Raw genomic sequence first — 24,891 nt, forward strand, 5'->3', positions numbered from 1 at the left:
CACCCCCCCCGCGCCCCCCCCCCCCGCCCGCCCGCCCGCCCGCCCCCGCCCGCCCCGGGGGCCTCCCGGGCTCGAGGCCCCGGGAGGCCGCTGCTCCGCGGCTCCGGAGAGCCATCGGCGGGCTTTGGAGGGAGGGCGGCGGGCTCTAGGACGCCAGCAGACCGGTGCGGTAGATCGTTCCGGCGCAGGCGCCGCCGATCGTCACGCTCGCCGAGGACGGGTCGCCCGCCTCCGGCGTATGGCTGACCAGGACGCTCGCGTCCTGCGGCTCACCGCCACCGCCGCCACCGCCACCAGGGGTGCCGCCCGGATCACCCGTGCTGGGGTCGTCCTGCGGACCGTCCTGGGCCGCGTCCGTGGACGGGTCGGGGGTCGGGGTGCCGGTGGTGGAGCAGCCGCTGGTGCCGCCGCCCGACGCCGGGATCCAGGCGAACTTCACCTCGTACGCCTGGCCGGGCTTGAGGATGAGCGTGCCCGGCTGGATGGAGGGGTCGGGCAGCCCCGCCGCCGCGTCCCCCGCCGTATGGTCCACGACCAGGATCCGCGAGGCGTCCGCACCGCCCTGGGCACTCGCACCCACCGAACCGCTGCCCTCGACCGTGCAGGCCCGGTCCGAGATGTTCACGACGCGGAACGAGCCGTAGACCCGCCCCTCGGCGTCGGCCGCTCCGAGCGATCCGGCGCCACCGCTGGTGAGCTGGGCGCGGCTGCAGGTGGGGGAGGTGGCGTTCAGCGTGTTGGTGGGGTCGGGGACCGTACCGCCGGAGCCGCCCTCCTCGCCCTTCGGCGGCTTGTCCTTCTCCTTGTCCTTGCCCTTGTCGCCCTTGTGCTCCTCGACCGTGTCGGAGGGCCCGTCGGCGTCCTTGCCGCCGCTGCCCTCGCCGTGCCGGCCGCCGCTGGTCTCAGGGGTGCGGTGGCTGCTGGCGGCGTTGGCCGGGCGGTCGTTCGAGCTGTCGCTGGTGGTCGCGACGTGCACCAGCGCCGGTACGGCAGCACAGCCCAGCACCAGCGCCGCGGCGGCCCCGATCAGGGCTTGGCGCCGCCGCGCACGGCGGGCGGGCACGGCGCGCCGCAGATGGTCGAGGGAGTCGGACGACGGCTCGAGCTCGTCGACGGCGCGGTGCAGCAGCCGCCGCAGCGCCTCCTCGTTCTCACCGCTGGGCTCGTCGTCGTCCAGCTGAATGCGGAGCGGCATCACCCGCCCCGGCTCGGACCCGGCGGACTCACGGGCCTCCGGGGACTTCGCGGACCCGGCGGACTCCCCGTCCGCCGTGGACTCCGCGGCCTCCGCCGCCTCTGCGGACTCCGTCGCCTCTACCGGATCCATGGGCCCCGTGGTCTCCCTGGACTCCCCTGGCTCTCTGGATTCCGGCTCGTGGCCGTGCCGCCGGCCGGAATCCCCCGGGTCCGGCGTAGATGTGTTGTGGTTCATGCCGGAGCCTCCATGGCGACGCGGAGCGCCGCGATGCCGCGCGAGCCGTACGCCTTGACCGAGCCGAGCGAGATGCCCAGCGTCTCGGCCACCTGGGCCTCGGTCATATCGGCGAAGTAGCGCAGCACGAGAACCTCGCGCTGACGGCGCTGAAGTCCCCTCATCGCCTTGATCAGTTGATCGCGTTCCAGCTGTTCGTACGCCCCCTCCTCGGCACTGGCCATATCGGGCATCGGCTTGGAGAGCAGCTTCAGCCCGAGGATGCGCCGGCGCAGCGCGGAGCGGGAGAGATTGACGACCGTCTGCCGCAGATAGGCGAGGGTCTTCTCGGGATCCCGGACTCTCTTGCGCGCCGAGTGCACACGGATGAACGCTTCCTGCACGACGTCCTCGCAGGACGCGGTGTCGTCGAGCAGGAGCGCGGCGAGACCGAGCAGCGACCGGTAATGGGCGCGGTAGGTCTCGGTGAGGTGATCGACTGTGGTGCCCGCTGCCATCGCGTCGTCAGTGTCCTCGCGCCCTGTTGTGATGTGCGCGGGGCGGGCCGTCGGCCATGGCGCGATCACCGGCATGCCACCTGGGGCACGCGGGGGCCGTACTGCCGCGCCGCCATGCCCTGGAACCGTTGCGATGCCGAATACCTCTGCCACGCCTGTTGGACACGCCGCCCCCTGTCAGGGTTGTACGCGTGAGGCACCGCTTTTGACGATGCGTTCAATGCCCCCATGCGCACCAACTCTTCCCCAATGCCCCAGTTATCCCAGCGCCCACTGCGGGGCGGCTGGAAAGACGCTCCCCGCCCACTGCCGGTTGCGGCGGGCGGGGAGCGAATACGTCGATCACATCAACGGCCCAGCTCAGCTGGTCCAGGCCAGTGACACGCGCACAGGATATTCACAATCTGTCGGACGACGCACTGGTGAAACGTCACTTTAAGACGACCGCTCACGTTACGGCGCCCCGGCCCCCCTTAACCCAGTGGCGGGCCTCAACCCACTAGCGGGTCTTGACCCACTGGCGGGCCCTGGCTCAGTGGCGGGCCCTGACCCATTGGCGGGCCCTGGGTCACCGCGCGGCGGCCCCGCCCGCCAGCTCGGCCGCGACGACCTCCGCGATCTGCGCGGTGTTCAGCGCCGCGCCCTTGCGCAGGTTGTCGCCGCAGACGAACAGCTCCAGCGCCTTCGGGTCGTCCAGCGACCGCCGCACCCGGCCGACCCATGTGGGGTCGGTGCCCACGGCGTCGGCGGGGGTCGGGAACTCGCCCTCCGCCGGGTTGTCGCACAGCACCACTCCGGGGGCGCCCGCCAGGATCTCGTGTGCCGCCTCGACCGTCACCTCGTTCTCGAACCGCGCGTGCACGGCCAGCGAATGCGTGGTGATCACGGGCACCCGTACACAGGTCGCGGTGACCCTCAGCGCCGGCAGTCCCAGGATCTTGCGGGACTCGTTCCGCACCTTGAGCTCCTCGGAGGACCAGCCGTCCTCCTTGAGCGAACCGGCGAACGGCACCACATTGAGCGCCATCGGCGCCGGGAACGGCCCGGTGTCGCCCACCGCCCGCCGCACGTCCCCGGGGTGGGTGCCCAGCTCCGTACCGGCGACCAGCGCGATCTGCTCGCGCAGGGCGTCGATGCCGTCCTTGCCCGCACCGGAGACCGCCTGGTACGAGGAGACGATCATCTCGCTCAGCCCGAACTCGGCGTGCAGCGCGCCCATCGCGACGATCATCGACAGGGTGGTGCAGTTGGGGTTGGCGATGATGCCGCGCGGGCGGACCCGGGCCGCGTGCGCGTTCACCTCCGGCACCACCAGGGGGACATCGGGGTCCATCCGGAAGGCACCGGAGTTGTCGACGGCCACCGCGCCCTTGCTCGCCGCGATGGGCGCCCACTGTGCCGAGACCTCGTCGGGGACGTCGAACATCGCGACGTCGACGCCCTCGAACGCCTCCTCGCTCAGCGCGACGACCTCGACCTGCTCACCCCGGACGGTCAGCTTCCGGCCGGCCGAGCGGGGCGAGGCGATCAGCCGGATCTCGCCCCAGATGTCGGCGCGCTCGGAGAGGATCGAGCGCATGACGGTGCCGACCGCGCCGGTGGCCCCGACGACCGCGAGGGTGGGCTTGGCGCTGCCCCGGCCGACACCGCCATGGCCGGTCATCGTCCGGTCCCTCCGTAGACCACCGCTTCGTCGGTCTCGCTGTCCAGGCCGAAGGCGCTGTGCACGGCCACGACCGCGTCCTTCACATCGTCGGCGCGGGTGACGACCGAGATGCGGATCTCGGAGGTCGAGATCAGCTCGATGTTGACCCCGGCGTTCGACAGCGCCTCGAAGAAGGTCGCGGTGACCCCCGGGTTGGTGCGCATACCGGCACCGATCAAGGAGATCTTGGCGATCTGGTCGTCGTAGCGCAGCGAGTCGAAGCCGATCAGCGACTTCGCCTTGGTCAGCGCCTCCATCGCCCGGTGGCCGTCCGTCTTCGGCAGCGTGAAGGAGATGTCGGTCAGTCCGGTCGACGCGGCGGAGACGTTCTGCACCACCATGTCGATGTTGATCTCGGCGTCGGAGATGGTGCGGAAGATGGCCGCGGCCTCACCCGGCTTGTCCGGCACCCCGACGACCGTGACCTTGGCCTCGGACGTGTCGTGCGCGACCCCGGAGATGATCGCCTGCTCCATGCCTTCTTCTCCTTCTCCCGCTTCCGGCCGGTTGCGCACCCAGGTGCCCTGGTGACCGGAGAAAGACGACCGTACGTGAATGGGGATGTTGTACCGGCGCGCGTACTCCACACAGCGCAGGTGCAGCACCTTGGAGCCGCTCGCGGCGAGCTCCAGCATGTCCTCGTACGGAATCTCGTTGATCTTGCGAGCCTTCTTCACCACGCGCGGATCGGAGGTGAACACGCCGTCCACGTCGGTGTAGATCTCGCACACCTCGGCGTCCAGGGCCGCGGCCAGCGCGACCGCGGTGGTGTCGGAACCGCCCCGGCCGAGGGTGGTGATGTCCTTGCTCTCCTGGGACACGCCCTGGAAGCCCGCGACGATCGCGACCGCGCCGAGTTCGAGCGCGTCACGGATGCGGCCCGGCGTGACATCGATGATCCGTGCTTTGTTGTGAACCGCGTCGGTGATGACTCCCGCCTGGCTGCCGGTGAACGACAGCGCCTCGTGACCGAGGTTTTTGATCGCCATCGCCAGCAAGGCCATGGAGATCCGCTCTCCCGCGGTCAGCAGCATGTCGAACTCGCGCCCAGTAGGAATCGGGGATACCTGCTCGGCGAGATCGATCAGCTCGTCCGTCGTGTCGCCCATCGCGGAGACCACGACGACCACCTGGTGGCCGTTCTTCTTGGCTTCCACGATTCGCTTGGCGACCCGCTTGATGCCTTCGGCATCGGCAACGGAGGAGCCTCCGTACTTCTGCACGACAAGGCCCACGTGCGCTCCTCGCAGCTCTCAATAATGCGGTCGGCTCAGTCTAACGAGGGGCCGGAATACGCCCTCCCAATATCACATAGCGAGACGAATGCCTCGCAAGTGATCAGGGGAGGACGAGGGGCATCACACGGCGCAACGTCCACGCACACGCGAGATCCCCGCATCCCTCCCACCCGCTCAGCGACGAACCCTGCCCGCTTACCGCGGAAGCACACGGGAACGTAACCCAGCTCACAGGATCGGACGGCCTGCCGGACCGTCCGGCGGGCCGTCTGCCGGACCGTCCGGCGGGCCGTCTGCCGGACCGTCCGGCGGGCCGCGTCGCGGGGCGTCTCGTGGGCCCGCCCCGCCGCCGTCTCGAGCGTTCCTCAGCGCGGTCCCGAGTGCAGGCCGAGCGGTGCCGCGATCTCCGCCGCCATGACCCGGCCGGCCTCCTCCGCGAGCTCCTCGTCACCGCCCGCGTTGCTGTCCGTGTCCAGGCCGTCCAGCTCGTCCAGCGGGCTGTCCAGCCGTACGTGCGCGACCAGCGACTGCAGCGCGCGCAGGGCCGCCGAGGCGGTCGTCCCCCAGTTGGAGAGGTACGAGAACTGCCACCACCACAGCGCCTCGCTGATCCGGCCCTCGCGGTAGTGCGCCATCCCGTGCCGCAGATCGGTGATGATCCCGGCCAGGTCGTCGGAGATCCGGCAGGCCACGGGCTGGCTGCGCGGCACGTACGGGTCGAAGACCTCCGAGTAGATGTCCACCGGCTCCAGCAGCTGGGCGAAGCGCTCACGCAGCTCGTCGACGTCCGGCTCCGGGCCGACGTCCGGTTCGTACCGCTCGTCCGGGACGAAGTCCTCGTGCGCGCCGAGCCGACCGCCCGCGAGAAGCAGCTGCGACAGCTCAAGCAGCAGGAACGGCACAGCGCTGTCCGGCTCGTCCCCCTTGGCGACTTCGGTGACCGCGACGATGAAGCTCTCGATCTGGTCGGAGATCTGGACCGCGAAGTCGTCCGGGTCCGGGTGGGCGTCGTGCAGCGTTGCGTCAGACATCGAGAAGTCTTCTCCCTTCGAAGGCACGACCCAGCGTGACCTCGTCGGCGTACTCCAGGTCTCCACCGACAGGGAGGCCGCTGGCCAGGCGGGTGACCTTCAAACCCATGGGCTTGATCATGCGCGCGAGGTACGTGGCGGTGGCTTCGCCCTCCAGATTCGGATCGGTGGCCAGGATGAGCTCGGTGACCGTACCGTCCGCGAGCCGCGCCAGCAGCTCCCTGATCCGCAGATCGTCCGGGCCCACGCCCTCGATGGGGCTGATCGCCCCGCCGAGCACGTGATAGCGGCCCCGGAACTCACGCGTCCGCTCGATCGCGACAACGTCCTTCGGCTCCTCGACCACGCAGATGACCGCGAGGTCGCGACGGGGATCCTGGCAGACGCGGCACTGCTCGGCCTCGGCGACGTTCCCGCAGACCGCACAGAACCGCACCTTCTCCTTGACCTGCGTCAACGCATGCGCGAGACGGCGGACATCGGTGGGCTCGGCCTGCAGGATGTGGAAGGCGATCCGCTGCGCGCTCTTGGGACCGACGCCGGGCAGCCTGCCCAACTCGTCGATGAGGTCCTGGACCACGCCCTCGTACACGCCTTCATCCAATCTCGCGCCGACACGCGGTGGCCGTCCTTCACATGAATATTCGGTTGCGCCGTGCCCTCACGGCCAGGGGGCGTCACGCTCTTGCGGCCGGGCCGCCGCGACTCCTACGCGGTCGCCGCGACTCCTACGGTCGGGCCCGGGGAGCCCGAGAACCCGGGGAACCCGGGACCCTGGGGCAACCGAAGGCCCCGGAGAACCCGAAGGTCAGAACGGGAGTCCGGGCATACCGCCCAGCCCCTGGGCGAGCGGGCCGAGCTTCTGCTGCTGGAGCTCCTGCGCGGCGTGGTTGGCGTCACGGACGGCCGCGACGACCAGATCCGCGAGGGTCTCCGTGTCCTCAGGATCCACGGCCTTGGGATCGATGACCAGGCCCTGCAACTCACCGGAACCGGTCACGGTCGCCTTCACCAGGCCACCGCCCGCGGAACCCTCGACGTGAGTGCGGGCCAGTTCCTCCTGGGCCGCGGCGAGGTCCTGCTGCATCTTCTGAGCCTGCTGCAGCAGCTGCTGCATGTTCGGCTGGCCACCACCGGGGATCACGGCTTCGCTCCTGGCGCTCGACAGTCGTTCTCTTCGATAGCCCGAGCCTACGTGCTCCCAGAGCGCCTTGCTCTACGCCGTACGGAGGAGACGCGGCGACGTGAGACACGGGTGCGGAGCCCACGCCTCCTACTCGTTGACGATCTCCTCGATCACCGTGGCACCGAGCTCGCGGACGATCAGGTCGTGCCCGCTCAGCGCGGTGTCGTCCAGATCCGGGTCGTCCTCGGCCGGCATGTCGTCCTCGATCGAGACCCGCGGCGGCTCGGGCTCCCGGTACACCGCCGCCTCGGGGGGCGGGCCCGCGTCCGCGGAGCCGGACGGTGCGGAGGACGCGGAGGACGCGGCCGGGGGCGGGGAGGCGGGAGTGGGCCGGGGCGCGGACTGGCGGGCCGGGGCGGACTGGCCACCGCCACCGGGGCCAGGGCCGCTGTCGGAGCCCGGGCCGCTTCCGCCGCCGAAGCCACCACCGCCGGTGGCACCACCACCGGCGCCGACACCGCCTCCGCTTCCGCCGTAACTGCTGCCTCCGCCGTAGCCGCCAGGACCGCCCTGGCCACCGGCGCCACCGGGACCACCAGCGCCGCCGAAACCGCCCGGACCACCTGGGCCGCCGCCCTGCTGTCCGGCGCCGCCCGAGGGGTCGACGATCGCCTCGATCCGCCACTGCACCCCTATGGCGTCCTGGAGCGCCTGCCGCAGGACGTCCTCGCTGCCGCCGCCCACAAAGCTGTCGCGCGCGCCCGCGTTGGAGAAGCCGAGTTGGAGGGTGGTGCCGTCGAAGCCGGACACCGTCGCGTTCTGACTCAGCAGGATCCAGGTGAAGCGGCGGCGGTTCTTGACCGCCTCAAGGATGTCCGGCCACATCTGCCGCACCTGCACGGCGCCCTGCGCCATGCTCGGCGCGCCCGGCGCGGGTGCGGAGGGCGCGGGGCCCGCGGCGGGGGCAGAAGGCGCGGCCGGGGCGCTCGGGGTGGTCGGCGCGGAGGGCGCCGCGGGTGTCTGTGCGGAGGGGCCGCCGCCCTGCCCCGGCGCGGTGGCCGTGGGCCAGCCGCCGGGCTGCCGGGCGGGCGCCCCGGCGCCCTGTCCACCGCCGCCACCAGAGGAACCGCCCGCACCGGACGCGGACGTACCGGACCCGGCACCGGCACCGGCACCGGACGGTCCGCCCGCACCGGAAGCCCCGGAGCCGGGTGCGGAGGCGGCAGGCCAGGCTCCGGGCCGCGATCCGCCGCCCTCGGCGGCCGGGGCCTGGGCACCCGACGGCCACGCTCCGGGCCGCTGTCCGCCACCGTCCTCCGGGGGCGCGGCCGCGGCCGGGGCACCGCCCTGCTGTCCACTGTCCACGGCGCCGCCCTGGCCACTGTCCGCGGCAGGCCGCGCCCCGGCAGGCCATCCACCAGGCGCCTCACCACTCCCCGAACTCTCCGGGGCCTGCCCCTGGCCGGGCCCGCCCCCGGTCATAGCCGCACGCGCGGCGGCCGGACCGGACGGCCCACCGGCGGGCGGAGCAACCGGAGCGTGCGCGTCGGGCCCCGGTACGTACCCCATGGCGGGCCCGGGCCCCCCAACGCCACCACCGCCGACGCCGGCACCACCACCGGCACCGGCTCCACCGCCCAGGCCACCCGCGAGGGCCCCGCGCTCCAGCCGCTCCAGCCGCGACTGGACGGACCGCTCATCGTCGAAGGCGGCGGGCAGCAGCACCCGGGCGCAGATCAGCTCCAGCTGGAGCCGCGGCGAGGTGGCGCCGCGCATCTCCGTAAGACCCTCATTGACCAGGTCCGCCGCGCGGCTCAGCTCGGCGCCGCCGAAGACCGACGCCTGCGCCTGCATCCGCTCCACCACATCGGCCGGGGCATCGATGAGCCCCTTCTCCGCCGCGTCCGGCACGGCGGCGAGGATCACCAGATCGCGCAGCCGCTCCAGCAGATCGGCGACGAAGCGCCGGGGGTCGTTGCCCCCTTCGATCACGCGGTTGACGACCTCGAACGCCGCCGCCCCGTCGCTCGCCGCGAAGGCGTCCACGATCGAGTCCAGCAGCGAGCCGTCCGTATAACCGAGCAGCGAGGTCGCCATGGCGTACGTCACACCGTCGTCAGCCGCGCCCGCGAGCAGCTGGTCCATCACCGACATCGAATCCCGCACGGACCCGGCCCCGGCCCGCACGACCAGCGGCAGCACCCCGTCCTCGATCGGAATCGCCTCGCGCCCGCAGACCTCTCCCAGATAGTCGCGGAGCGTCCCGGGCGGCACGAGCCGGAACGGATAGTGGTGGGTACGCGACCGGATCGTGCCGATGACCTTCTCCGGCTCGGTGGTCGCGAAGATGAACTTGAGGTGCTCCGGGGGCTCCTCGACCACCTTCAGCAGGGCGTTGAACCCCGCCGAGGTGACCATATGGGCCTCGTCGATGATGTAGATCTTGTAGCGGCTGGACGCGGGCCCGAAGAACGCCTTCTCCCTCAGCTCACGGGCGTCGTCCACACCACCGTGCGACGCGGCGTCGATCTCGATCACATCGATCGACCCCCGCCCGTTCCGCGCGAGGTCCTGGCACGACTGGCACTCGCCGCACGGCGCCGGGGTGGGGCCCTTCTCACAGTTCAGACAGCGGGCCAGGATGCGCGCGCTGGTCGTCTTGCCACACCCGCGGGGACCGCTGAAGAGATATGCGTGATTGACCCGGTTGTTGCGCAGCGCCTGCTGCAGCGGGCCGGTGACATGCTCCTGCCCGATGACCTCCGCGAAGGTCTCGGGGCGGTAGCGGCGGTACAGCGCGAGGGACGACACGCTTACGACGATATCGGGGACCACGGACAACGGGCCCACCCCCGCTTCCCCACAGCCCTTCGCATCCCCACAGACGCAAGGGGCCCCTCACGCACCCGCCAGAGCTCACTTACCCTTGCTGCCTTCCGGCCCTGGGGGAGTTCGGTGAGATAGCGCCACGTGAGGGGCTGCGCCCCACCCTAGCGGATAGACCGGGGTGCGAACGACTCCGCGGGTGCCCCTCCCGGTCGTGGACCGTTTTCGGCCAGGATTCGGCCGAAGGCCGGTGGGGCACAGCCCCGGGGCGGCACCGCTGCGGCACAGCCCCGGGGCGGGGCGGCACCGCTGCGCACAGCACCAGGGCGGGGCGGCACCGGCAGGCGTCATCCGGTGGCTTCCGGCTCGCGATGGGTGGCGAGGTACGTCCCGGCGCTGATCACGGGGATCACGGCCAGCACCCACCAGACACGGTGGTAGTCCCCCAGGATCGTCGCGCTGGTCGGAGTCCCCAGGACGGCCACGAACACGCTGACGCCGAGCAGGGCGCCCAGTTGCCGGAAGCTGTTGTTGATCGCGGTGCCGACGCCGAAGCGCTCCGGTGGCAGCGCCTTCGCCGCGGCGCTGTTGAGAGTGGAGAGGGCCAGGCCGACCCCGATGCCGTTGAGCACGAGGGTGGGAAGCCAGTGCGCGGCCCAGTGCGGTGAGGTGCCGGTGCGCAGGGCGAGAGCGGCGGCGCCCGCGGCGTAGAAGAGGGCGCCGGTGACGAAGACCGGGCGGTAGCCGAATCGTTCGGCCAGCCGGCCGGCCAGCGGGGCCACGAGCGCGGTGACGAGTGCGCTGGGGCTGACGGCCAGTGCGGACTTCAGCACGGAGTAGTGCCAGACGTTCTGGAGGAACAGCAGGCTGGAGAGCAGAACGGCGAAGAAGGCCACGGAGAAGACCAGTGTGGCGACGTTGGACGCCTGGAAGTTGCGAATCCGGAACAGGCTCAGGTCGAGTGCCGGCCGTACGGCGCGCCGGGACCGGAGGATCAGCACCGGGATCAGGCCGACACCGGCCACCGCGGTCGCCAGGACACGCGGGTCGTCCCACCCCAGGCGCGGGCCGTAGATGACGGCGAAGCTGAGCAAGGCGGGTGCCGCGGCGCTCATGGCGACGCCGAGGGGGTCGGGGAAGCCTCCGCTCCGGGAGCCGCGGGTCTCGGTCAGCAGGCGTGCGCCCCAGGCCGCGGTGAGCAGGCAGACGGGGACGTTGAGCAGGAAGACCCAGCGCCAGGTGGTGTATTCGATCAGGAGCGCGCCCAGGGTCGGGCCGATCGCGGTGGCGACGGCCGCCATGGCACCCCAGGTGCTGATGGCCGCGGCCCGGCGCTCCAGGGGGAAGGCGGGCAGGAGAAGCGCCAATGAGGCCGGAACGATGATGGCGCCGAAGACACCTTGGGCCGCCCGTGCGGCGATGAGGACGCCGAGCCCGGAGGCGAGACCGCACAGGGCACTGCTGAGCGCGAAGCCCACGAGACCGATCTGGAACAGGCGCTTGCGGCCGTAGGTGTCGGCCAGTTGCCCGGCCGGGATCAGGAACGCGGCGAAGACCAGGGTGTACGCGTTGAGGACCCATACGAGGCGGGTGATCCCGGCGTCGAAGCTGGTGCTGATCGTATCGAAGGCGACATTCACGATCGTGGTGTCGAGGAAGACGATGAACACGCCGAGGCTGGTCAGCGCCAGGATGCGGCGGGCATCCCGGTCCGGTGCCGACGGGGCGGAGGCGACCGGGGGCGTCGTTTGCGGAGCGGACGGGATGGGCGGGGTGGACGGGCTGGACATCGGCGCGCGGCTCCTCATACGGCGGTCGGGGTCGTTCTCACACGGCTGTGCACGGCTGCTCACGGCTGTGCACAGCTGCTCACGGCTGTCGGGTCCGGCGGCCGCGCACGCCGCGTCGGCAGGGCGTACGGCAGGGGGCGCGATGGCCGTCCGACGGGGGTACGGGTCACCGCCACGAGCCGATGACCAGCGTGAACAACGCGATGAAGGCCACTCCCACGAAGATCAGGTACTGCGGGAAGAAACGCCGCCACCGCTGGGTGAGCACGCCGATCAGCGTGAGCACGACGCCGACGCCGACGATGCGCTGCCCCCGGGCGGCCGTGGAGCGCAGCACCCACTCGCCCGCGGGGACCCCGGCGCGCCCCGCCTCGGCCGCGTACACCTTGTAGGGGATACCGCTGGCGGGCTGGTGCCGTACCGCGCGGGCGCCCTCCGAGCGGATCTCCTTCTGCGCCGTGGTGTGCATGCGGTTGGTGGTGAGCGGCTGGGGCAGGTCGACGGAAGTCCCGGAGTACAGGGCGAGCGCGACCAGACCGCCGGCGACGCTGGCCACGGCGGCGCTCACGGTCAGCCGCAGCCCCGCCCTGGGCGCGGCGACACACAGCACGGCGAGCGCGAGCTCCGGCAGCAGCGGCCAGCTCAGCGCCTCGGTGAAGGACCAGGCGGCGACCAGGCCCAGGCCCGTCCAGGACATCGCCAGCCGGGCGATCCGACGCCGGACCCGGCTGTCACGGGGCCGGCACTCGGCAAGGAGTTCGAGGACCGCCGTACGGGCGGTGTCGGCGTCGGGGTCCGTCAGCGGCCGACCGATCCGCACCCGGACGGCGTACGGACGCAACCGTCCGCGTTTGGGCAGCAGTTCCGCGGTGCCGGACAGAGCGACGGGCACCACCGGCACACCGTTGGAGACGGCCAGTTCGACCGCGCCCCGGCGGAACGTGCCCACGCGGCCCGCTCCTCGGGTCCCTTCGGGAAAGACGACCACCGCGTGTCCGGCGCGCAGCATGGGACCGGCGATGTCCTGGAGGTCGGAGTAACCGCCACCGTGGCGGCGTACGGGAAAGGCGGCGGCCAGGACCGAACACACCAGGCGGCGCACACGGTTCCGGAACCAGTAGTCGGCGGCCGCCGCCACGCGGGGAGCACGGGCGACGCCGAGGGCGGCCAGGAGCACTGCCGTATCCGCGTGCGAGGAGTGGTTGGCCACCACCACACAACCGCTCTTCGGCAGCTTCCCCTTGACCGTGAGCCCACCGGTGAGGAAGAGGACGGTCCGCCAGAACCGCCAGCGCAGCCAGGCCGCCACCAGAAGTCGGGACGCGGGCCGCGGAGGCCGCCCGGCGGTCTCCGCAGCGCCGGAGGCCTCGCCGGCGGCTCCGCCTGAGACCCCGCCCGAGACCCCGCCGTGGACCTCGCCTGAGAGCCCGCCGGGGACCCCGCCTGAGAGCCCGCCGGTAACGAGTCGTCCGGGCCGCGTATCGCCTCCCGTATCGCTCCGCACGGTGGATAACGATCCGGGCGGCGCGTCCTTCGTCATGGCAAGGCTCCCAACAGGAGAAGGGTCACGAGAAGCGAGTCGACGCGGTCCAGGAGCCCCCCGAATCCGGGCAGCCAACGGCCGGCGTCCTTGACCCCGGCGCCTCGTTTGATCATGGATTCGAGCAGGTCGCCCAGTGCGCAGCCGCACAGCACGGCGAGCCACCGCAGCGGGGTCCAGGCGTCCATGGCCCACAGGGCCAGACCGGACAGTGCGGCGGAGCCCACAACTCCGCCCCAGGTCTTGGCCGGTGAGAGCGAGGACAGCGGACGGCTCAGGGGTCCGGAGCGGCCGAGTGCCCGCCCGCCGCACCAGCCGCCCACATCCGCGAAGGCCACGCTGACGCAGACCGCGATGGCGAGGTCCCCCAGGAACACCAGTCCGGTGAGGGCGAGTGGCAGCCAGATGAGGCCGAAGGTCGTCCTGACCGCCCGGTCGGCGCCATGGGCCACGTCCTGGCCCACCAGAGGCGGCAGCGCGGCGGCGCAGAGCAGGACGCCGGCCATGGGCAGCGTGAGCGCTCCGGGCCGCAGCCAGGCGATGAGGGGCAGAAGCACCCCGGCACACAGCAACAGGGCCCCGTCAGCACGGCGCAGGCCCGCCAAACGCACGTACTCGACGGAGCCCACCACGGCGAGCCCGGCCGCGAACAGGGCGGCCCCGGGCGCGCCGAAGCCCAGCGTCCCGCAGACGATCAGCGCGGTGACGCACCAGGTCCGCCAGCGACGGCGCAGTTCGACGTTGCGGACGAAGAGAAGGGCGAGGCCGCTCACCGTGAGCGTCCCGGCGAGGAGCGGTACGGCCCGCGCCAGCTCCGGTGGAAGCGCACCCGCGAAGGGGGTCACAGCCGACCGTTCAGAGGATCGTGGTCACGATCCTCGCCGACACGACCGCTCTCGCCGAGGCCGTTCCCGCCGCCACGACCGCTCTCGCCGAGGCCGTTCCCGCCGCCACGACCGCTCTCGCCGAGGCCGTTCCCGCCGCCACGATCGCTCTCGCCATCACGACCGCCTTCGCCATCACGGCGATTGCAGAGCGCCACGACCTGAAACAGCCGCACACCGGCGGTCAACGCGGATCCGACCACCATCACCACCGCGGCGGGCACATACCACCCGGACGCCGCGGCGACCGCTACGACGAGGCAGCGCTCGGTCTTCCCCATCGGACCGCCGTTGATTCTCCGCACCCCGGCCGCGGCCCCGGCGATGGAGATCCATGACGGCGCCGAACTGGCCAGCAGCGCACCGAGTACGAGCGAGGGCGATATGTGCGGCAGAAATCCCAGAATCACCAGGAGATCCGCCGCCCGATCACCGATTTCATTCAGCAGCGAACCCAGGCGGGTCTGCTTTCCAGTTTCCCTGGCAATGGAGCCGTCGAGATTCGCGCAGGCCAACCGAGCCGTCAGAAATACCACAACGGGAACTACGGCCCAGGGAGCGGGCAGCAGGGCAAAAGATGCCGCGGCAGCACCTGCACAGAGCATTCCCGCAAAGGTGACCGCATTGGGAGAGACGCCGCTCCGGATCAACTTCCGCCGGAGCAGTGTTAATCGGCGGGCGAACCACGGTTTAAGCGCGTACAGCCCATTCATGGCCAGACGATAACAAGCAAGTGAACAAATTGACACCACCAATCCCCGAAGCTAGTGGATGCACCAGAGATGCGCTTACGGCGCTAGTGAATACACCAGAGCCCACGCTTTACAGACATCCTCAATCCCCGTTTCCGCATCGGATTCCCCGGCCCACACCGACCGCTCCCCCGACAAATCCCCGAATGGACGGTGGGACAGCTTCGGTCCGACGATCCGCGCTTTTCCCCGAAATCGCCCCCTACGGACCGCGCACCCATCTCCGCGCCCACCCCGCAACCACATCCGGAGACAACCACCCCGGACGTAGCCCAAGGCCACCCCCACCGACCGCCACCCGAAGAAACACGTCTAGCTCATCTCGATTTCGACGGAAATCGGCTCTCTCCCGGCTCTCTCCCGACGGCAATGTGGCGTGCCCCACAGGGCCCCGGTGCGCGCCATCGGCGGTGTCAGCGCACCTCACCAAGTGGGGTAGAGTGTCCCACGGAGGATTCGCCTAGAGGCCTAGGGCGCACGCTTGGAAAGCGTGTTGGGGGCAACCCCTCACGAGTTCGAATCTCGTATCCTCCGCAGCCGCCCGCGAGGGCGGATGAGGGCCCCGACCGGTTCGCCGGTCGGGGCCCTCATCGTTTTCCGCCCACCTGCCCGCGCCGCACCGCGGGGTCCGCAAGCGCCGGAAACCGTTTGGCGGTACACCAGGTGACTGCGTGATCACTCTTGGTTACAAATGAAACGTCATTTCGCCATCTCGTCATCCCGGTCGGTCGGCATGGCCGCTGGGTGCCGGTGATGCGCCGCTTCACTCCAGTGCTGAGGAAGGCGTAACGATGAGGTTCATTTCGCGGTCCGGCGCCGTGGCCGCCGCGGTCGGTGCGGGACTCTCCCTCGCGCTCCTGCCGGCCGGATCGGCCAGTGCCGCCGACGACATTCAAGTGGAGTGCAACGACATCCCCGGCCTGGTGGACGCGATCAACCAGGCCAACGCCAACGGTGGTCGCATCACCCTCGCGCCCCGCTGCACCTACACCCTGACCGCACCCGACAACCCGGACGACGGGCTTCCGGAGATCACCGGGGATGTGACCATCTCCGGCAACAACAGCACCATCCGGCGCGATCCGGAGGCCGCGGAAAACTTCCGCATCTTCCACGTGGTGTCCGGTGGCACGCTCACTCTGAAGTCGCTCACGGTCAGGGGCGGCGTCTCCAGCAACTTCGGCGGCGGCGCCCTGAACGAGCAGGGCACGCTGAACCTGAACGACACGGTCTTCAAGGACAATTCCGCAAACACCGGTGGTGGCGTCTCCAACAACGGTGGACAGCTCCACCTCGACCGCACCACCGTCGAGCGCAACAGCGCAGCCATGTTCGGCGGCGGAGTCCTCAATACCGCCAACGGCACCATGACGATGAAGGGCGGGTCCCTGCTCAAGAACCGGGCGGCCACCAGCAATGGTGGCGGTTTGGAGAACCAAGTGGGCACCGCGTCCCTGGAGTCCGTATCGGTCCGGGGGAACACGGGCATTGAGGGTGGCGGCATCCGCAATGTGAACGGCTCCACCCTGAACCTGAAATCGACCACTCTCAAGGACAACATCGCCGTGAGAGGCGCGGGCCTCTCGAACCTCTCCACCACCTTCGGCACCGCCACCGCCACACTGGTCGACAGCCTGGTCACCCGCAACACGGCGATCACCGCCGGCGGCGGCATCGACAACCAGGCGGGTCAGGTCACGCTCACCAACACCAAGGTCATCGACAACACCCCGGACAACTGCGCCCCCGAAGGCAGCGTCCCCGGCTGCACCAACCCCACCGCCGCCATTGACCCGCCCCCCGCACAAGGGCTCCAGTCCGACAACGACATCAAAGACCCCGAATGAGCCGCCTGGGCCGAGGCGTGGTCACGAGCCCCTGACCACGACGCCGAAAAAAGGGGGGACCCACTCGCTGGGTCTCCCCTGCTGTGCGCCATCTCCGTATTCCGAAAAACACTTGGTCGGCCGCCCTTCGGGGGCGGTACGTTGGCCGCCATGACCAGCTGTCGAAAGGGCCATGCCGCGTAGGCGCCCATCAGCCCTGCGGGGCGACATTCCGGTCCGTCTCCTGAGGCGTCGGCGGTATCCGCCGATCCACCGTCTCTCGGGGGCCTGCGCCGCCGATCTGCGTCGGCTCGAGCGCACCCGCTTCTGGCCCGAGGCGATCGAGGAAGCCTTCTGGCACTGGAGAGCCCTGGCCCACGGTCCTCTCAGAGGTGTGACCGACGCGTTCTGGGGGCCTCGGTGCGAGATATACGAGTGTGGCTGCGATCCCGGACACTTTCGCGACTTGCTCGAGACCGCGCTCCACGCCCTGCCCAAGAAGAGCGCGCGCGAGCTGCGGGTTCTCGTCCTGGCTCTCGACGCCAAGATCACGGCGAGGGCCAGGACCGTTCGCGTGGACGCTCCGGACAGTCGGTGGTGGCGGGGGATGTCCGAGGTGAGGTAGGTGCCGGTGCACCGGCTCAGGCGGTGTGGCGGTCGCGGGTCAGATAGAGGGCCGTGGCGGTGGCGATGGCGGTGAGGCCGGTGATCGCGCTGATGATGATCTGCTGGATTCCGCCGAAAGCGAAGCTGGAGGCGACGTTGACGACGGCGGCGACGGCCAGGACCAGCCAGAGCAGGGACTTCATGAGGGGTTCCTTTCGGAGGGGCCCTTCTTGGGCCGGTGGGTTGGGGGTTCGTCTATTCGCGTCGGGGTTCGTTTGCTTGAGTCGGGGGTTCGTTTGCTGAGGTCTACGATTCCGGGTTCGCCTCGCCCGCTCGATGGGCCGCTCCCCCGGATCCGGGGTGTAGCGGGCTACACCCCCACCGATTTCACCTACCGGCCGGGGCACTCCGCTCCCGCGGGCCCGGCCCGTCGCTTAGCCTGACGGCCATGCGGGAGACGGTGCGGCGGGCGGGGTGGGCCTCGGTCGAGTTGCTGCGAGCGGCCGGGCTGGCGCTGGCCTCGTACTTGTCCATCGGGGTGGTGATCTTCGCCGCCGTGGCGATGGCCACCGTCGTGGGGGCGGGGGTGCTGCCCGAGTCGGTGTTGCTGCTGCGCAGGACGGCCGGGTACAAGCGGCGGCTGGTGGGTGCCTGGACGGGGGAGCCGGTGCCCGAGGCGTACCGGCCGCTGACCGGGGAGGCGTTCGCGCGGGCGCGGGCGGCGGTCGGGGATCCGGCCACGTACCGCGATCTGCGCTGGCTGGTGGCCCACGCGGGTTACGGCTGGCTGCTGGCCTGCTGTGCGATGCCGGTGTGGGTGTACGGGCTGCTCGTGGACGGGGTGTGGTGCGGGCTGCTGAAGCAACGGGCCGTGGTGCTGCCGCTGATCGAGCGGCTGGTGGACCTCGACGCGGCGTGGTCGCGGGCGCTGCTCCTGCCGTCGCCGGAGGCGCTGCGCAGCGCCCGGCTCGCCGAGCGGGTGGAGGAGCTGTCCGAGACCCGGGCGGGCGCCGTCGCCGCGCACGGGGCGGAACTGCGGCGCATCGAGCGGGATCTGCACGACGGTGCGCAGGCGCGCCTGGTGGCGCTCTCGATGCGGGTGGGGCTGGCCCGGCGCGCGTACGAGAAGGACCCCGACGCGGCGCACAAGCTGCTGGCGGACGCCCAGGACCAGGCGGAGGAGGCCCTCACCGAGCTGCGCCATGTCGTGCGCGGCATCCATCCGCCGATCCTCACCGACCGAGGGCTCGTCGGCGCCGTACGGGCGCTCGCGGCGGGCAGCGGGCTCGAGGTGTCCGTACGGGACGACGGGGTGGAGGACGGGCCCCGGGCCCCGGCGGCGGTCGAGGCGGCCGCGTACTTCGTGATCGCGGAGGCGCTGACCAACGCGGCCAAGCACAGCGGGGCGCGGCAGGCGTCGGTCGGCCTCGTCCGGATGCCCGATAGGTTGAGGGTCGCGGTACGGGACGAGGGGCGGGGCGGGGCCGATCCCTCGGGCGGCAGCGGGCTGCTCGGCATGCGGCGCCGGGTCGCGGCGCTCGACGGGACCGTGGAGATGACCAGCCCCGTCGGGGGGCCGACGCTGATCGAAGTGGAGCTGCCGTGCGTGTGGTGATCGCCGAGGACAACGCTCTGCTGCGGGAGGGCATGGTCCTGCTGCTGAACTCCGCCGGGCACGAGGTGGTGGCCGTCGCCTCCAGCGGCCCCGAGGTACTGCCCGCCCTCCTCGAACACCGCCCGGACGCGGCCGTGCTCGACGTCCGCATGCCGCCGGGATTCCGCGACGAGGGGCTGCGCGCGGCGCTCGCGGCGCGGCGGGAGATGCCCGGCCTGCCGGTGCTGGTGCTCTCGCAGTACGTCGAGGAGACCTACGCGGCCGAGCTGCTGGCCGACGGCGCGAGCGGGCTCGGCTATCTGCTGAAGGACCGGGTGGCGCGGGTCGAGGAGTTCCTGGACGCGCTGGAACGGGTGGTCGCGGGCGGTACCGCGCTGGACCCGGAGGTGGTCAAGGAGCTGATGACCCGGCGCCGGGACGACCCCGTGGACTCCTTGACGCCGCGCGAACGCGAGGTGCTGCACCTGATGGCGGAGGGCCGGGACAACGCGACGATCGCCCGGACGCTGGTGGTCTCGGAGCGCGCGGTCAGCAAGCACATCGGCAATGTCTTCGCCAAGCTGGGCCTGCCGCCGAGCGACAGCGGGCACCGGCGGGTGCTGGCGGTCCTCGCGTATCTCAACAAGGGCGCGACGAGCAAGGGGGAGTCGGCGGACAGGCGGTAGTGCGGGGCCTGGGTCCGGTGCGGGTCCCCGGTCCGGTGCGGGTCCCCGGTCCGGTGCGGGTCCCCGGTCCAGTGCGGGTCCCGGGCCCACCGAGATCCCGGCTCCGGCGGCGTTCGCGGCCGGGTGAGCAGTGGCTTTCCCCACCCCGCCCCTTCCCGAAAGAGGGGGCTCCGCCCCCTCACCCCCGCCGGGGCTCCGCCCCTTCACCCCGCTCCTCAAACGCCGGAGGGGCTGGAAGACCGCGGATACCGATCCCAGCGGCCCCGCTCCTCAATCGCCGGAGGGGCTGGAAACGTACCCTCAATCGCCGGAGGGGCTGGGAACGTACCGTCCCCGCAGCGTTCCCCACACCGGTGGCAGTGAGCCCGCCGCCGCCGTCGCCACGACCACCGAGACGATCGCCGCGGCCTGAACCGGCGGCAGGTACGGCAGCGTGCCCGCCGTGGCCGCGCTGAAGGCCAGGAGCGGTACGGATGCCACGGCCGCCCCCACCACCAGGCCGGTCACCACCGTGGCCGCCGCCTCCAGCCGCAGCATCCGGCGCAGTTGGCGGCGGCCGGCGCCCGCGAGCCGCAGCAGGCGCAGTTCGGGGCGGCGTCCGGTGGCGATGAGGGCGAGGGTGCTCAGGACGGCGATCACCGTGAAGGCCCCGATGGCCGCGACCACCGCCACCGACACCACCTCGGCCAGCGCCTGATCCGCCGCCTCGCCCTTTACCGGCGCCGGGTCCCGCTCCACCCGGGCCCCGGGCGCCGCCCGCGTCAGCGCCTTCGTGAGCGCCTTACGGTCGGCATCGGGCTCGGCCGCGACCAGGACCCGCCCCGCGCCGGGCGTCGATGTGTGGCGCAGCAGCTCATCGCGGGAGAGGAGGAAGTCCCCGAGCGCGATGGAGCGTTCGTACGTCGCCACGACCCGCAGCCTCGCCTGCTGGCCGTCCCCGAACCGCAGGGTCACCGTGGAGCCGGGCCGGGCGCCGAGGGAGTCCGCCCGGTCGGCGCCGACGGCGACCGTGCCGGGGCGCAGCCGGGTGAGGTCCCCGTTCCGCACGCCCGGGTCAAGGGTGCCCGTCAGCCGCTCCGGGGTGACGCCGAAGACGGGCAGCCGCTCGAGTTCGGGCGAGCCGAGCTGGCTCCGCGCCAGCAGCACCGTGCCGGGGACGGCCTCCGTCGCCGCCCGCACCCCGGGGAGCTCGCGGATCCGCTCCACCGCACCGGCCGTAAGGCCGCCGTCCGCGCGCACCGCCAAGTCGGCGCGCAGCACCTGGCGGGCCTGGGCGTCCCCCGCGTGGGTCATGGTCGCGCCCCCGGAGAGCTGGACCCCGGCGAACGCGGTGACGAGCACGATCGGGGTGATCGCCGCGCCCAGCCGGTGGGCGGACGCGGCGCAGTTGGCGGCGGCGAGGCGGCCGCCGGGGCCGAACAGCCGCAGCGGGGCGCCGAGCAGTCGCATCGCCCCCTCGGCGATCCACGGCCCCAGCACCGCGCAGGCGATCACCATCGTCACCGCCGCCGCACCGGCGGCGGCCGCCGCGGTCGCGCCCTGCTGGAGGGCGGCCGTTCCGGCCGAACTCGCGCCCATGCCCAGCAGCACCAGCCCGGTGATGCCCCGTGCCCTGCCGGGTGCCCGCTCGCGCAGCGCCTCCGCCGGGCGTGCCGTGGCGGTCCTGGAGCAGCCGATGAGCGCCGCGATCCCGGCCACCAGGACGGTGACGGCGGCGGTGACCAGGGGCGCGGGCCACAGCAGCGGGGGCAGCGTCAGCTCGAGGCCGGTGGGCAGCGCGCCCCGCGCGTCCAGCAGCGCGCGCAGCCCCAGGTACGCGGGGGCCGCACCGGCCGCGCCCACCAGCGCCGCCCAGGCCGCGACCCGCCCGACCTCCCGGCCCACCGCACCGCGCAACTGCGCGGGTGTGGCGCCGACCGCCCGCAACAGGCCCAGTTCATGGGAGCGTTGCCGCAGCGCCTGGACGATGGTCGACGACACGACGAGCAGCGCCACGAGGACGACGGCTCCGGCCACGGAGCCGAGCGCCGCCAGCAGCTCGCCGCGGGCGGGCGCGGCGGCCAGGAACTCGGCCTCGCCGCGCTCGCCTCCGGTCAGGACGCGCACGGCGGCCGGGTCACCGTCCGCGCGGTGCCCGACGTCGGTGACACCGGCCGTATCCAGGGCCTTCCGCACCCGCCCGGCCAGCTCCGCCTGGTCCGTGCCGGGTCCGGCGACGACCCCTATGGCGTCCAGGGCTTTCGGGTGGCCGGACAGTCGCCGGGCCTCGGCGCCGGTGAACCAGACGGCCGTACGGGGGCCTTCGGCGACGCCCACGACGGTGTACGACGCGTCCCGGCCGCCCACGCGCAGCGTCAGCCGCCCGCCGAGGCGGCCCGCTCCGCCGCCCACCACCACCTCGTCCGCCCGCTGCGGGGCGCGGCCCGTCCGTAGTGCGTACGGCGCCAGGCGGGCGGTCTCCCAGGGGTGGCCGGTGGCGGACCGGTCCGCGAGGCCCACCGGGAGTTCCACGTCGGCGACGGCCGTCCGCACCCCGGGCACCCCTCGCACCACGCTCAGCGCCGTCCGGGGGATCCGGACCCGCTCGGTGAGCCCGGCGCTCGCGGTCTCGCGCTCACCCAGGGACGACGCGCTGAAGCGGGTGGTCTGGTCGCCTGCCACGACGAGATCGGCCCCGGCGTACCGCTCCACCCGTGGCTGCGCGCTCCAGGCCGAGAGGAGGGTCAGCCCGAAGGCGCCGAGCAGCAGGGAGGTGAGGGCGAGCGCGGCGAAGACCGCGGTCCACGCCTTACGGTGGGCACGGGTGGCGCGCGCGGCCAGTAGGGCGGCCACCTTCATGCCGTCCGCCCTCCCAGGTCCTTGAGGACGCGGCGGATGTCGGCCGCCTCCGGCCGCTCCTGCCGCCAGACCAGCTTCCCCCGCATCAGGAACAGCGCCTCGTCGGCCCAGGCGGCGGCGAACGGGTCGTGGGTGACCATGACGACCGTATGGCCGTCACGGTCGACGGCCTGCCGCAGTAGCGTCAGCACCTCCTCCGCGGCGGCGGGGTCGAGCGCCCCGGTCGGCTCGTCGGCGAAGACGATGTCGGGCGAGGTCACCAGCGCGCGGGCGATCGCCACCCGCTGGCTCTGCCCACCGGACAGTTCGTACGGCATGGCGCGGCCCCGGTCCGCCAGCCCGACCGCGGCGAGGGCCCGCAGGTCCCGGCCGTCGACGCCGTGGCCGCCGAGCATCAGCGGCAGGGAGACGTTCTCCGCGACGCTCAGCGACGGCACCAGATGGTGCGACTGGAAGACGAAGCCGATCCGCTCCCGCCGCAGCCGGGTCAGCGCCGCCTCGTTCAACGAGGACAGCTCCGTGCCGCCGATGCGCACCGTGCCCGCCGTCGGCCGGTCCAGCCCGGCGGCGCACTGCAGCAAGGTCGACTTCCCGCACCCCGAGGGGCCCATCACCGCGAGGAACCGTCCGCGCGGCACCGTCAGATGGATGGGGTGCAGCGCCACGGCCCCCGGCTGGTACTCCCGGGTGACCCCGTCCAGGGTCAGCGCATGGTGCCACGTCCCCGTCCGCTCCGCGGTGGCCGTCGTACGGCCCCGCCACTGCCGGTTCATCTCTTCGCCCCTCCGTCGCGCCGGGCGGATCAAACGGGTCCGCCGGTCACGAAGAACGCTAGAAACGGGCGCGGGCGGGCGGGAGAGAGCGCGGTCCCGAACCGGGAGGGGTACGGGACTCCGGCCCGGGGGTGGAGCTGGCTCCACCATCTCTCGATCTCCGCAGGTCCTCCCGGGTCCATCCATCGGTCCATCCATCGGGCTGTCCCCCCGGTCTTCGCCGGTCTTCCCGGTTCGCGGGCGACTCCCCGGGCGCGCCGCCGTGGTGAACCCCGCCGGGGACAAGATCCTGGACCCCCGCAGGACCGGCATATGAGACAGAAGCTCACAGAGAGGCAGCACGCACCCATGGACGTCAGCGCCCGTATCGAGGCCGTCTACGCGCAGATCGTGCACCGCAACCCCGGGGAGTCCGAGTTCCACCAGGCGACGCGCGAGGTGCTGCCGACCCTCGCCCCCGTGCTCGGCGCGCATCCGGAGTATCTGGAAGCCCGGATCGTGGAGCGGCTGTGCGAGCCGGAGCGGCAGCTCGTCTTCCGGGTGCCATGGGTGGACGACGACGGCGATGTCCAGGTCAACCGGGGCTTCCGGGTGGAGTTCAACAGCGCGCTGGGCCCCTACAAGGGCGGCTTGCGCTTCCACCCCAGCGTCGATCTGGGCATCGTGAAGTTCCTCGGCTTCGAGCAGATCTTCAAGAACGCGCTGACCGGCCTGGCCATCGGCGGCGGCAAGGGCGGTGCGGACTTCGACCCCAAGGGGCGCTCGGACGGCGAGGTCATGCGGTTCTGCCAGTCCTTCATGACCGAACTCCACCGCCATCTGGGCGAGCACACCGATGTGCCGGCCGGGGACATCGGGGTGGGCGCCCGCGAGATCGGCTATCTCTTCGGCCAGTACAAGCGGCTGACCAATCGCTTCGAGGCCGGTGTGCTGACCGGCAAGCCGGTCGCCTGGGGCGGTTCACCCGCGCGTACCGAGGCCACGGGGTACGGCACCGTCCACTTCGTCCAGGAGATGCTGCGCACCCGCAAGAGGGATTTTGACGGCCTTACGGTCGTCGTCTCCGGGTCCGGCAATGTGGCCCTCTACGCCGTCGAGAAGGTCCACGCCCTCGGCGGCCGGGTGGTGGCCTGCTCCGACTCCTCCGGCCATGTGGTCGACCCGGAGGGTATCGACCTCGCCCTGCTCAAGGAGATCAAGGAGGTCCGGCGGCAGCGGATCTCCGCCTATGCCGACGCCAAGCCGGGCGCCGTCTTCTCCGGCCGCGGCTCGGTCTTCGAGCTGCCCTGCGAGGTCGCCCTGCCCTGCGCGACCCAGAACGAGCTGACCGAGCAGAACGCGATCGCCCTGGTCAAGAATGGTGTGCTGGCCGTGGCCGAGGGCGCCAACATGCCCTGCACCCCGGCGGCGATCGAGATCTTCCGGGAGGCCGATGTGCTCTTCGGCCCCGGTAAGGCCGCCAACGCGGGCGGTGTGGCCACCTCCGCGCTGGAGATGCAGCAGAACGCCTCCCGTGAGCGCTGGACCTTCGCCCAGACCGAGGCCCGCCTCGCCGCCGTCATGACCGAGGTCCACACCCTGTGCCGGGCCACCGCCGACCGCTACGGCTGCTCCCCCGACGACTACGCCCTGGGCGCGAACGCCGCCGGATTCGTACGGGTGGCGGAGGCGATGGCCGCCCAGGGCGTCGTCTGAGCCGATCCGTCGAGCCGATCCGTCGGAGGCGCTGAGCGGGTCATACGGACCA

Annotated in this window: 20 protein-coding genes, 1 tRNA gene and 1 other RNA gene; 6 read left to right on the forward strand and 16 right to left on the reverse strand. The window is 71.9% G+C overall.

What is annotated here, in order from left to right:
* Window positions 1-145: 145 nt before the first annotated feature.
* From ACFXB5_RS00705 to ACFXB5_RS00765, 13 genes are all read right to left on the reverse strand, one after another.
* Complete coding sequence (locus ACFXB5_RS00705; protein WP_385201066.1) at window positions 146-1,327, reverse strand: DUF4232 domain-containing protein; 1,182 nt, start codon at window positions 1,325-1,327, stop codon at window positions 146-148.
* A gap of 101 nt (window positions 1,328-1,428) precedes the next feature.
* Window positions 1,429-2,004, reverse strand: a complete 576-nt coding sequence (locus ACFXB5_RS00710; RefSeq protein ID WP_030829843.1) for a SigE family RNA polymerase sigma factor — start codon at window positions 2,002-2,004, stop codon at window positions 1,429-1,431.
* A 493-nt stretch (window positions 2,005-2,497) separates the two neighbouring features.
* Window positions 2,498-3,592 (reverse strand): aspartate-semialdehyde dehydrogenase, encoded by a 1,095-nt coding sequence (locus ACFXB5_RS00715; RefSeq protein ID WP_385201068.1) that lies wholly within the window; start codon window positions 3,590-3,592, stop codon window positions 2,498-2,500.
* On the reverse strand, window positions 3,589-4,869 hold the full coding sequence (locus tag ACFXB5_RS00720; protein WP_201856144.1) for an aspartate kinase: 1,281 nt from the start codon (window positions 4,867-4,869) through the stop codon (window positions 3,589-3,591). The genes ACFXB5_RS00715 and ACFXB5_RS00720 overlap by 4 nt, the downstream gene beginning before the upstream one ends.
* 368 nt (window positions 4,870-5,237) lie before the next feature.
* Window positions 5,238-5,903 (reverse strand): DUF5063 domain-containing protein, encoded by a 666-nt coding sequence (locus tag ACFXB5_RS00725; protein ID WP_385201070.1) that lies wholly within the window; start codon window positions 5,901-5,903, stop codon window positions 5,238-5,240.
* The gene (recR, locus tag ACFXB5_RS00730) at window positions 5,896-6,495 is read right to left on the reverse strand and encodes a recombination mediator RecR (RefSeq protein WP_385201072.1); all 600 of its coding nucleotides are present in this window, start codon (window positions 6,493-6,495) and stop codon (window positions 5,896-5,898) included. Before recR ends, ACFXB5_RS00725 begins: the two co-directional genes overlap by 8 nt.
* 216 nt (window positions 6,496-6,711) lie before the next feature.
* A complete protein-coding gene (locus tag ACFXB5_RS00735) occupies window positions 6,712-7,047 on the reverse strand; it encodes a YbaB/EbfC family nucleoid-associated protein (RefSeq protein WP_137978608.1) in 336 nt (111 codons plus the stop codon).
* Between the two features lie 129 nt (window positions 7,048-7,176).
* Window positions 7,177-9,840 carry a DNA polymerase III subunit gamma and tau gene (locus ACFXB5_RS00740; RefSeq protein ID WP_385201075.1) on the reverse strand — a complete coding sequence of 888 codons (2,664 nt, stop codon included), beginning with the start codon at window positions 9,838-9,840 and terminating at the stop codon, window positions 7,177-7,179.
* Between the two features lie 75 nt (window positions 9,841-9,915).
* Window positions 9,916-10,012: signal recognition particle sRNA small type (gene ffs / locus ACFXB5_RS00745), an RNA gene on the reverse strand.
* A 190-nt stretch (window positions 10,013-10,202) separates the two neighbouring features.
* A complete protein-coding gene (locus ACFXB5_RS00750; RefSeq protein WP_385201077.1) occupies window positions 10,203-11,645 on the reverse strand; it encodes an MFS transporter in 1,443 nt (480 codons plus the stop codon).
* Between the two features lie 166 nt (window positions 11,646-11,811).
* Entirely contained in the window at window positions 11,812-12,954 is a 1,143-nt protein-coding gene (locus ACFXB5_RS00755; RefSeq protein WP_385201079.1) for a 1-acyl-sn-glycerol-3-phosphate acyltransferase, read from the reverse strand.
* 227 nt (window positions 12,955-13,181) lie between these two features.
* On the reverse strand, window positions 13,182-14,030 hold the full coding sequence (locus ACFXB5_RS00760; RefSeq protein ID WP_385201080.1) for a phosphatidate cytidylyltransferase: 849 nt from the start codon (window positions 14,028-14,030) through the stop codon (window positions 13,182-13,184).
* Complete coding sequence (locus ACFXB5_RS00765) at window positions 14,027-14,782, reverse strand: CDP-alcohol phosphatidyltransferase family protein (protein WP_385201082.1); 756 nt, start codon at window positions 14,780-14,782, stop codon at window positions 14,027-14,029. Before ACFXB5_RS00765 ends, ACFXB5_RS00760 begins: the two co-directional genes overlap by 4 nt.
* 488 nt (window positions 14,783-15,270) lie before the next feature.
* On the opposite strand from ACFXB5_RS00765, the gene ACFXB5_RS00770 reads away from it, so the two are divergent.
* The 3 genes from ACFXB5_RS00770 to ACFXB5_RS00780 all read left to right on the forward strand — a co-directional run bounded on the left by ACFXB5_RS00770 (window position 15,271) and on the right by ACFXB5_RS00780 (window position 17,272).
* Window positions 15,271-15,355 (forward strand) — tRNA-Ser (locus ACFXB5_RS00770).
* A gap of 257 nt (window positions 15,356-15,612) precedes the next feature.
* Window positions 15,613-16,668, forward strand: a complete 1,056-nt coding sequence (locus ACFXB5_RS00775) for a right-handed parallel beta-helix repeat-containing protein (protein WP_385201084.1) — start codon at window positions 15,613-15,615, stop codon at window positions 16,666-16,668.
* 445 nt (window positions 16,669-17,113) lie between these two features.
* The gene (locus ACFXB5_RS00780; RefSeq protein WP_385201086.1) at window positions 17,114-17,272 is read left to right on the forward strand and encodes a hypothetical protein; all 159 of its coding nucleotides are present in this window, start codon (window positions 17,114-17,116) and stop codon (window positions 17,270-17,272) included.
* Between the two features lie 16 nt (window positions 17,273-17,288).
* On the opposite strand, the gene ACFXB5_RS00785 is transcribed toward ACFXB5_RS00780, so the two are convergent.
* Window positions 17,289-17,456, reverse strand: coding sequence for a hypothetical protein (locus tag ACFXB5_RS00785; RefSeq protein WP_385201087.1), 168 nt, complete (start codon window positions 17,454-17,456; stop codon window positions 17,289-17,291).
* A 245-nt stretch (window positions 17,457-17,701) separates the two neighbouring features.
* On the opposite strand from ACFXB5_RS00785, the gene ACFXB5_RS00790 reads away from it, so the two are divergent.
* On the forward strand, window positions 17,702-18,868 hold the full coding sequence (locus ACFXB5_RS00790; RefSeq protein WP_385201089.1) for a histidine kinase: 1,167 nt from the start codon (window positions 17,702-17,704) through the stop codon (window positions 18,866-18,868).
* The gene (locus ACFXB5_RS00795; protein ID WP_385201091.1) at window positions 18,856-19,533 is read left to right on the forward strand and encodes a LuxR C-terminal-related transcriptional regulator; all 678 of its coding nucleotides are present in this window, start codon (window positions 18,856-18,858) and stop codon (window positions 19,531-19,533) included. The genes ACFXB5_RS00790 and ACFXB5_RS00795 overlap by 13 nt, the downstream gene beginning before the upstream one ends.
* Before the next feature lie 300 nt (window positions 19,534-19,833).
* On the opposite strand, the gene ACFXB5_RS00800 is transcribed toward ACFXB5_RS00795, so the two are convergent.
* Window positions 19,834-22,371: an FtsX-like permease family protein gene (locus tag ACFXB5_RS00800; protein WP_385201092.1), complete on the reverse strand. Its 2,538-nt coding sequence runs from the start codon at window positions 22,369-22,371 to the stop codon at window positions 19,834-19,836.
* Window positions 22,368-23,144, reverse strand: a complete 777-nt coding sequence (locus ACFXB5_RS00805; protein ID WP_385201093.1) for an ABC transporter ATP-binding protein — start codon at window positions 23,142-23,144, stop codon at window positions 22,368-22,370. Before ACFXB5_RS00805 ends, ACFXB5_RS00800 begins: the two co-directional genes overlap by 4 nt.
* 348 nt (window positions 23,145-23,492) lie before the next feature.
* On the opposite strand from ACFXB5_RS00805, the gene gdhA reads away from it, so the two are divergent.
* The gene (gene gdhA, locus ACFXB5_RS00810; RefSeq protein ID WP_385201114.1) at window positions 23,493-24,839 is read left to right on the forward strand and encodes an NADP-specific glutamate dehydrogenase; all 1,347 of its coding nucleotides are present in this window, start codon (window positions 23,493-23,495) and stop codon (window positions 24,837-24,839) included.
* Window positions 24,840-24,891: the final 52 nt, after the last annotated feature.

The organism is Streptomyces sp. NPDC059455 (assembly GCF_042750115.1).
GTDB lineage: Bacteria > Actinomycetota > Actinomycetes > Streptomycetales > Streptomycetaceae > Streptomyces > Streptomyces endocoffeicus.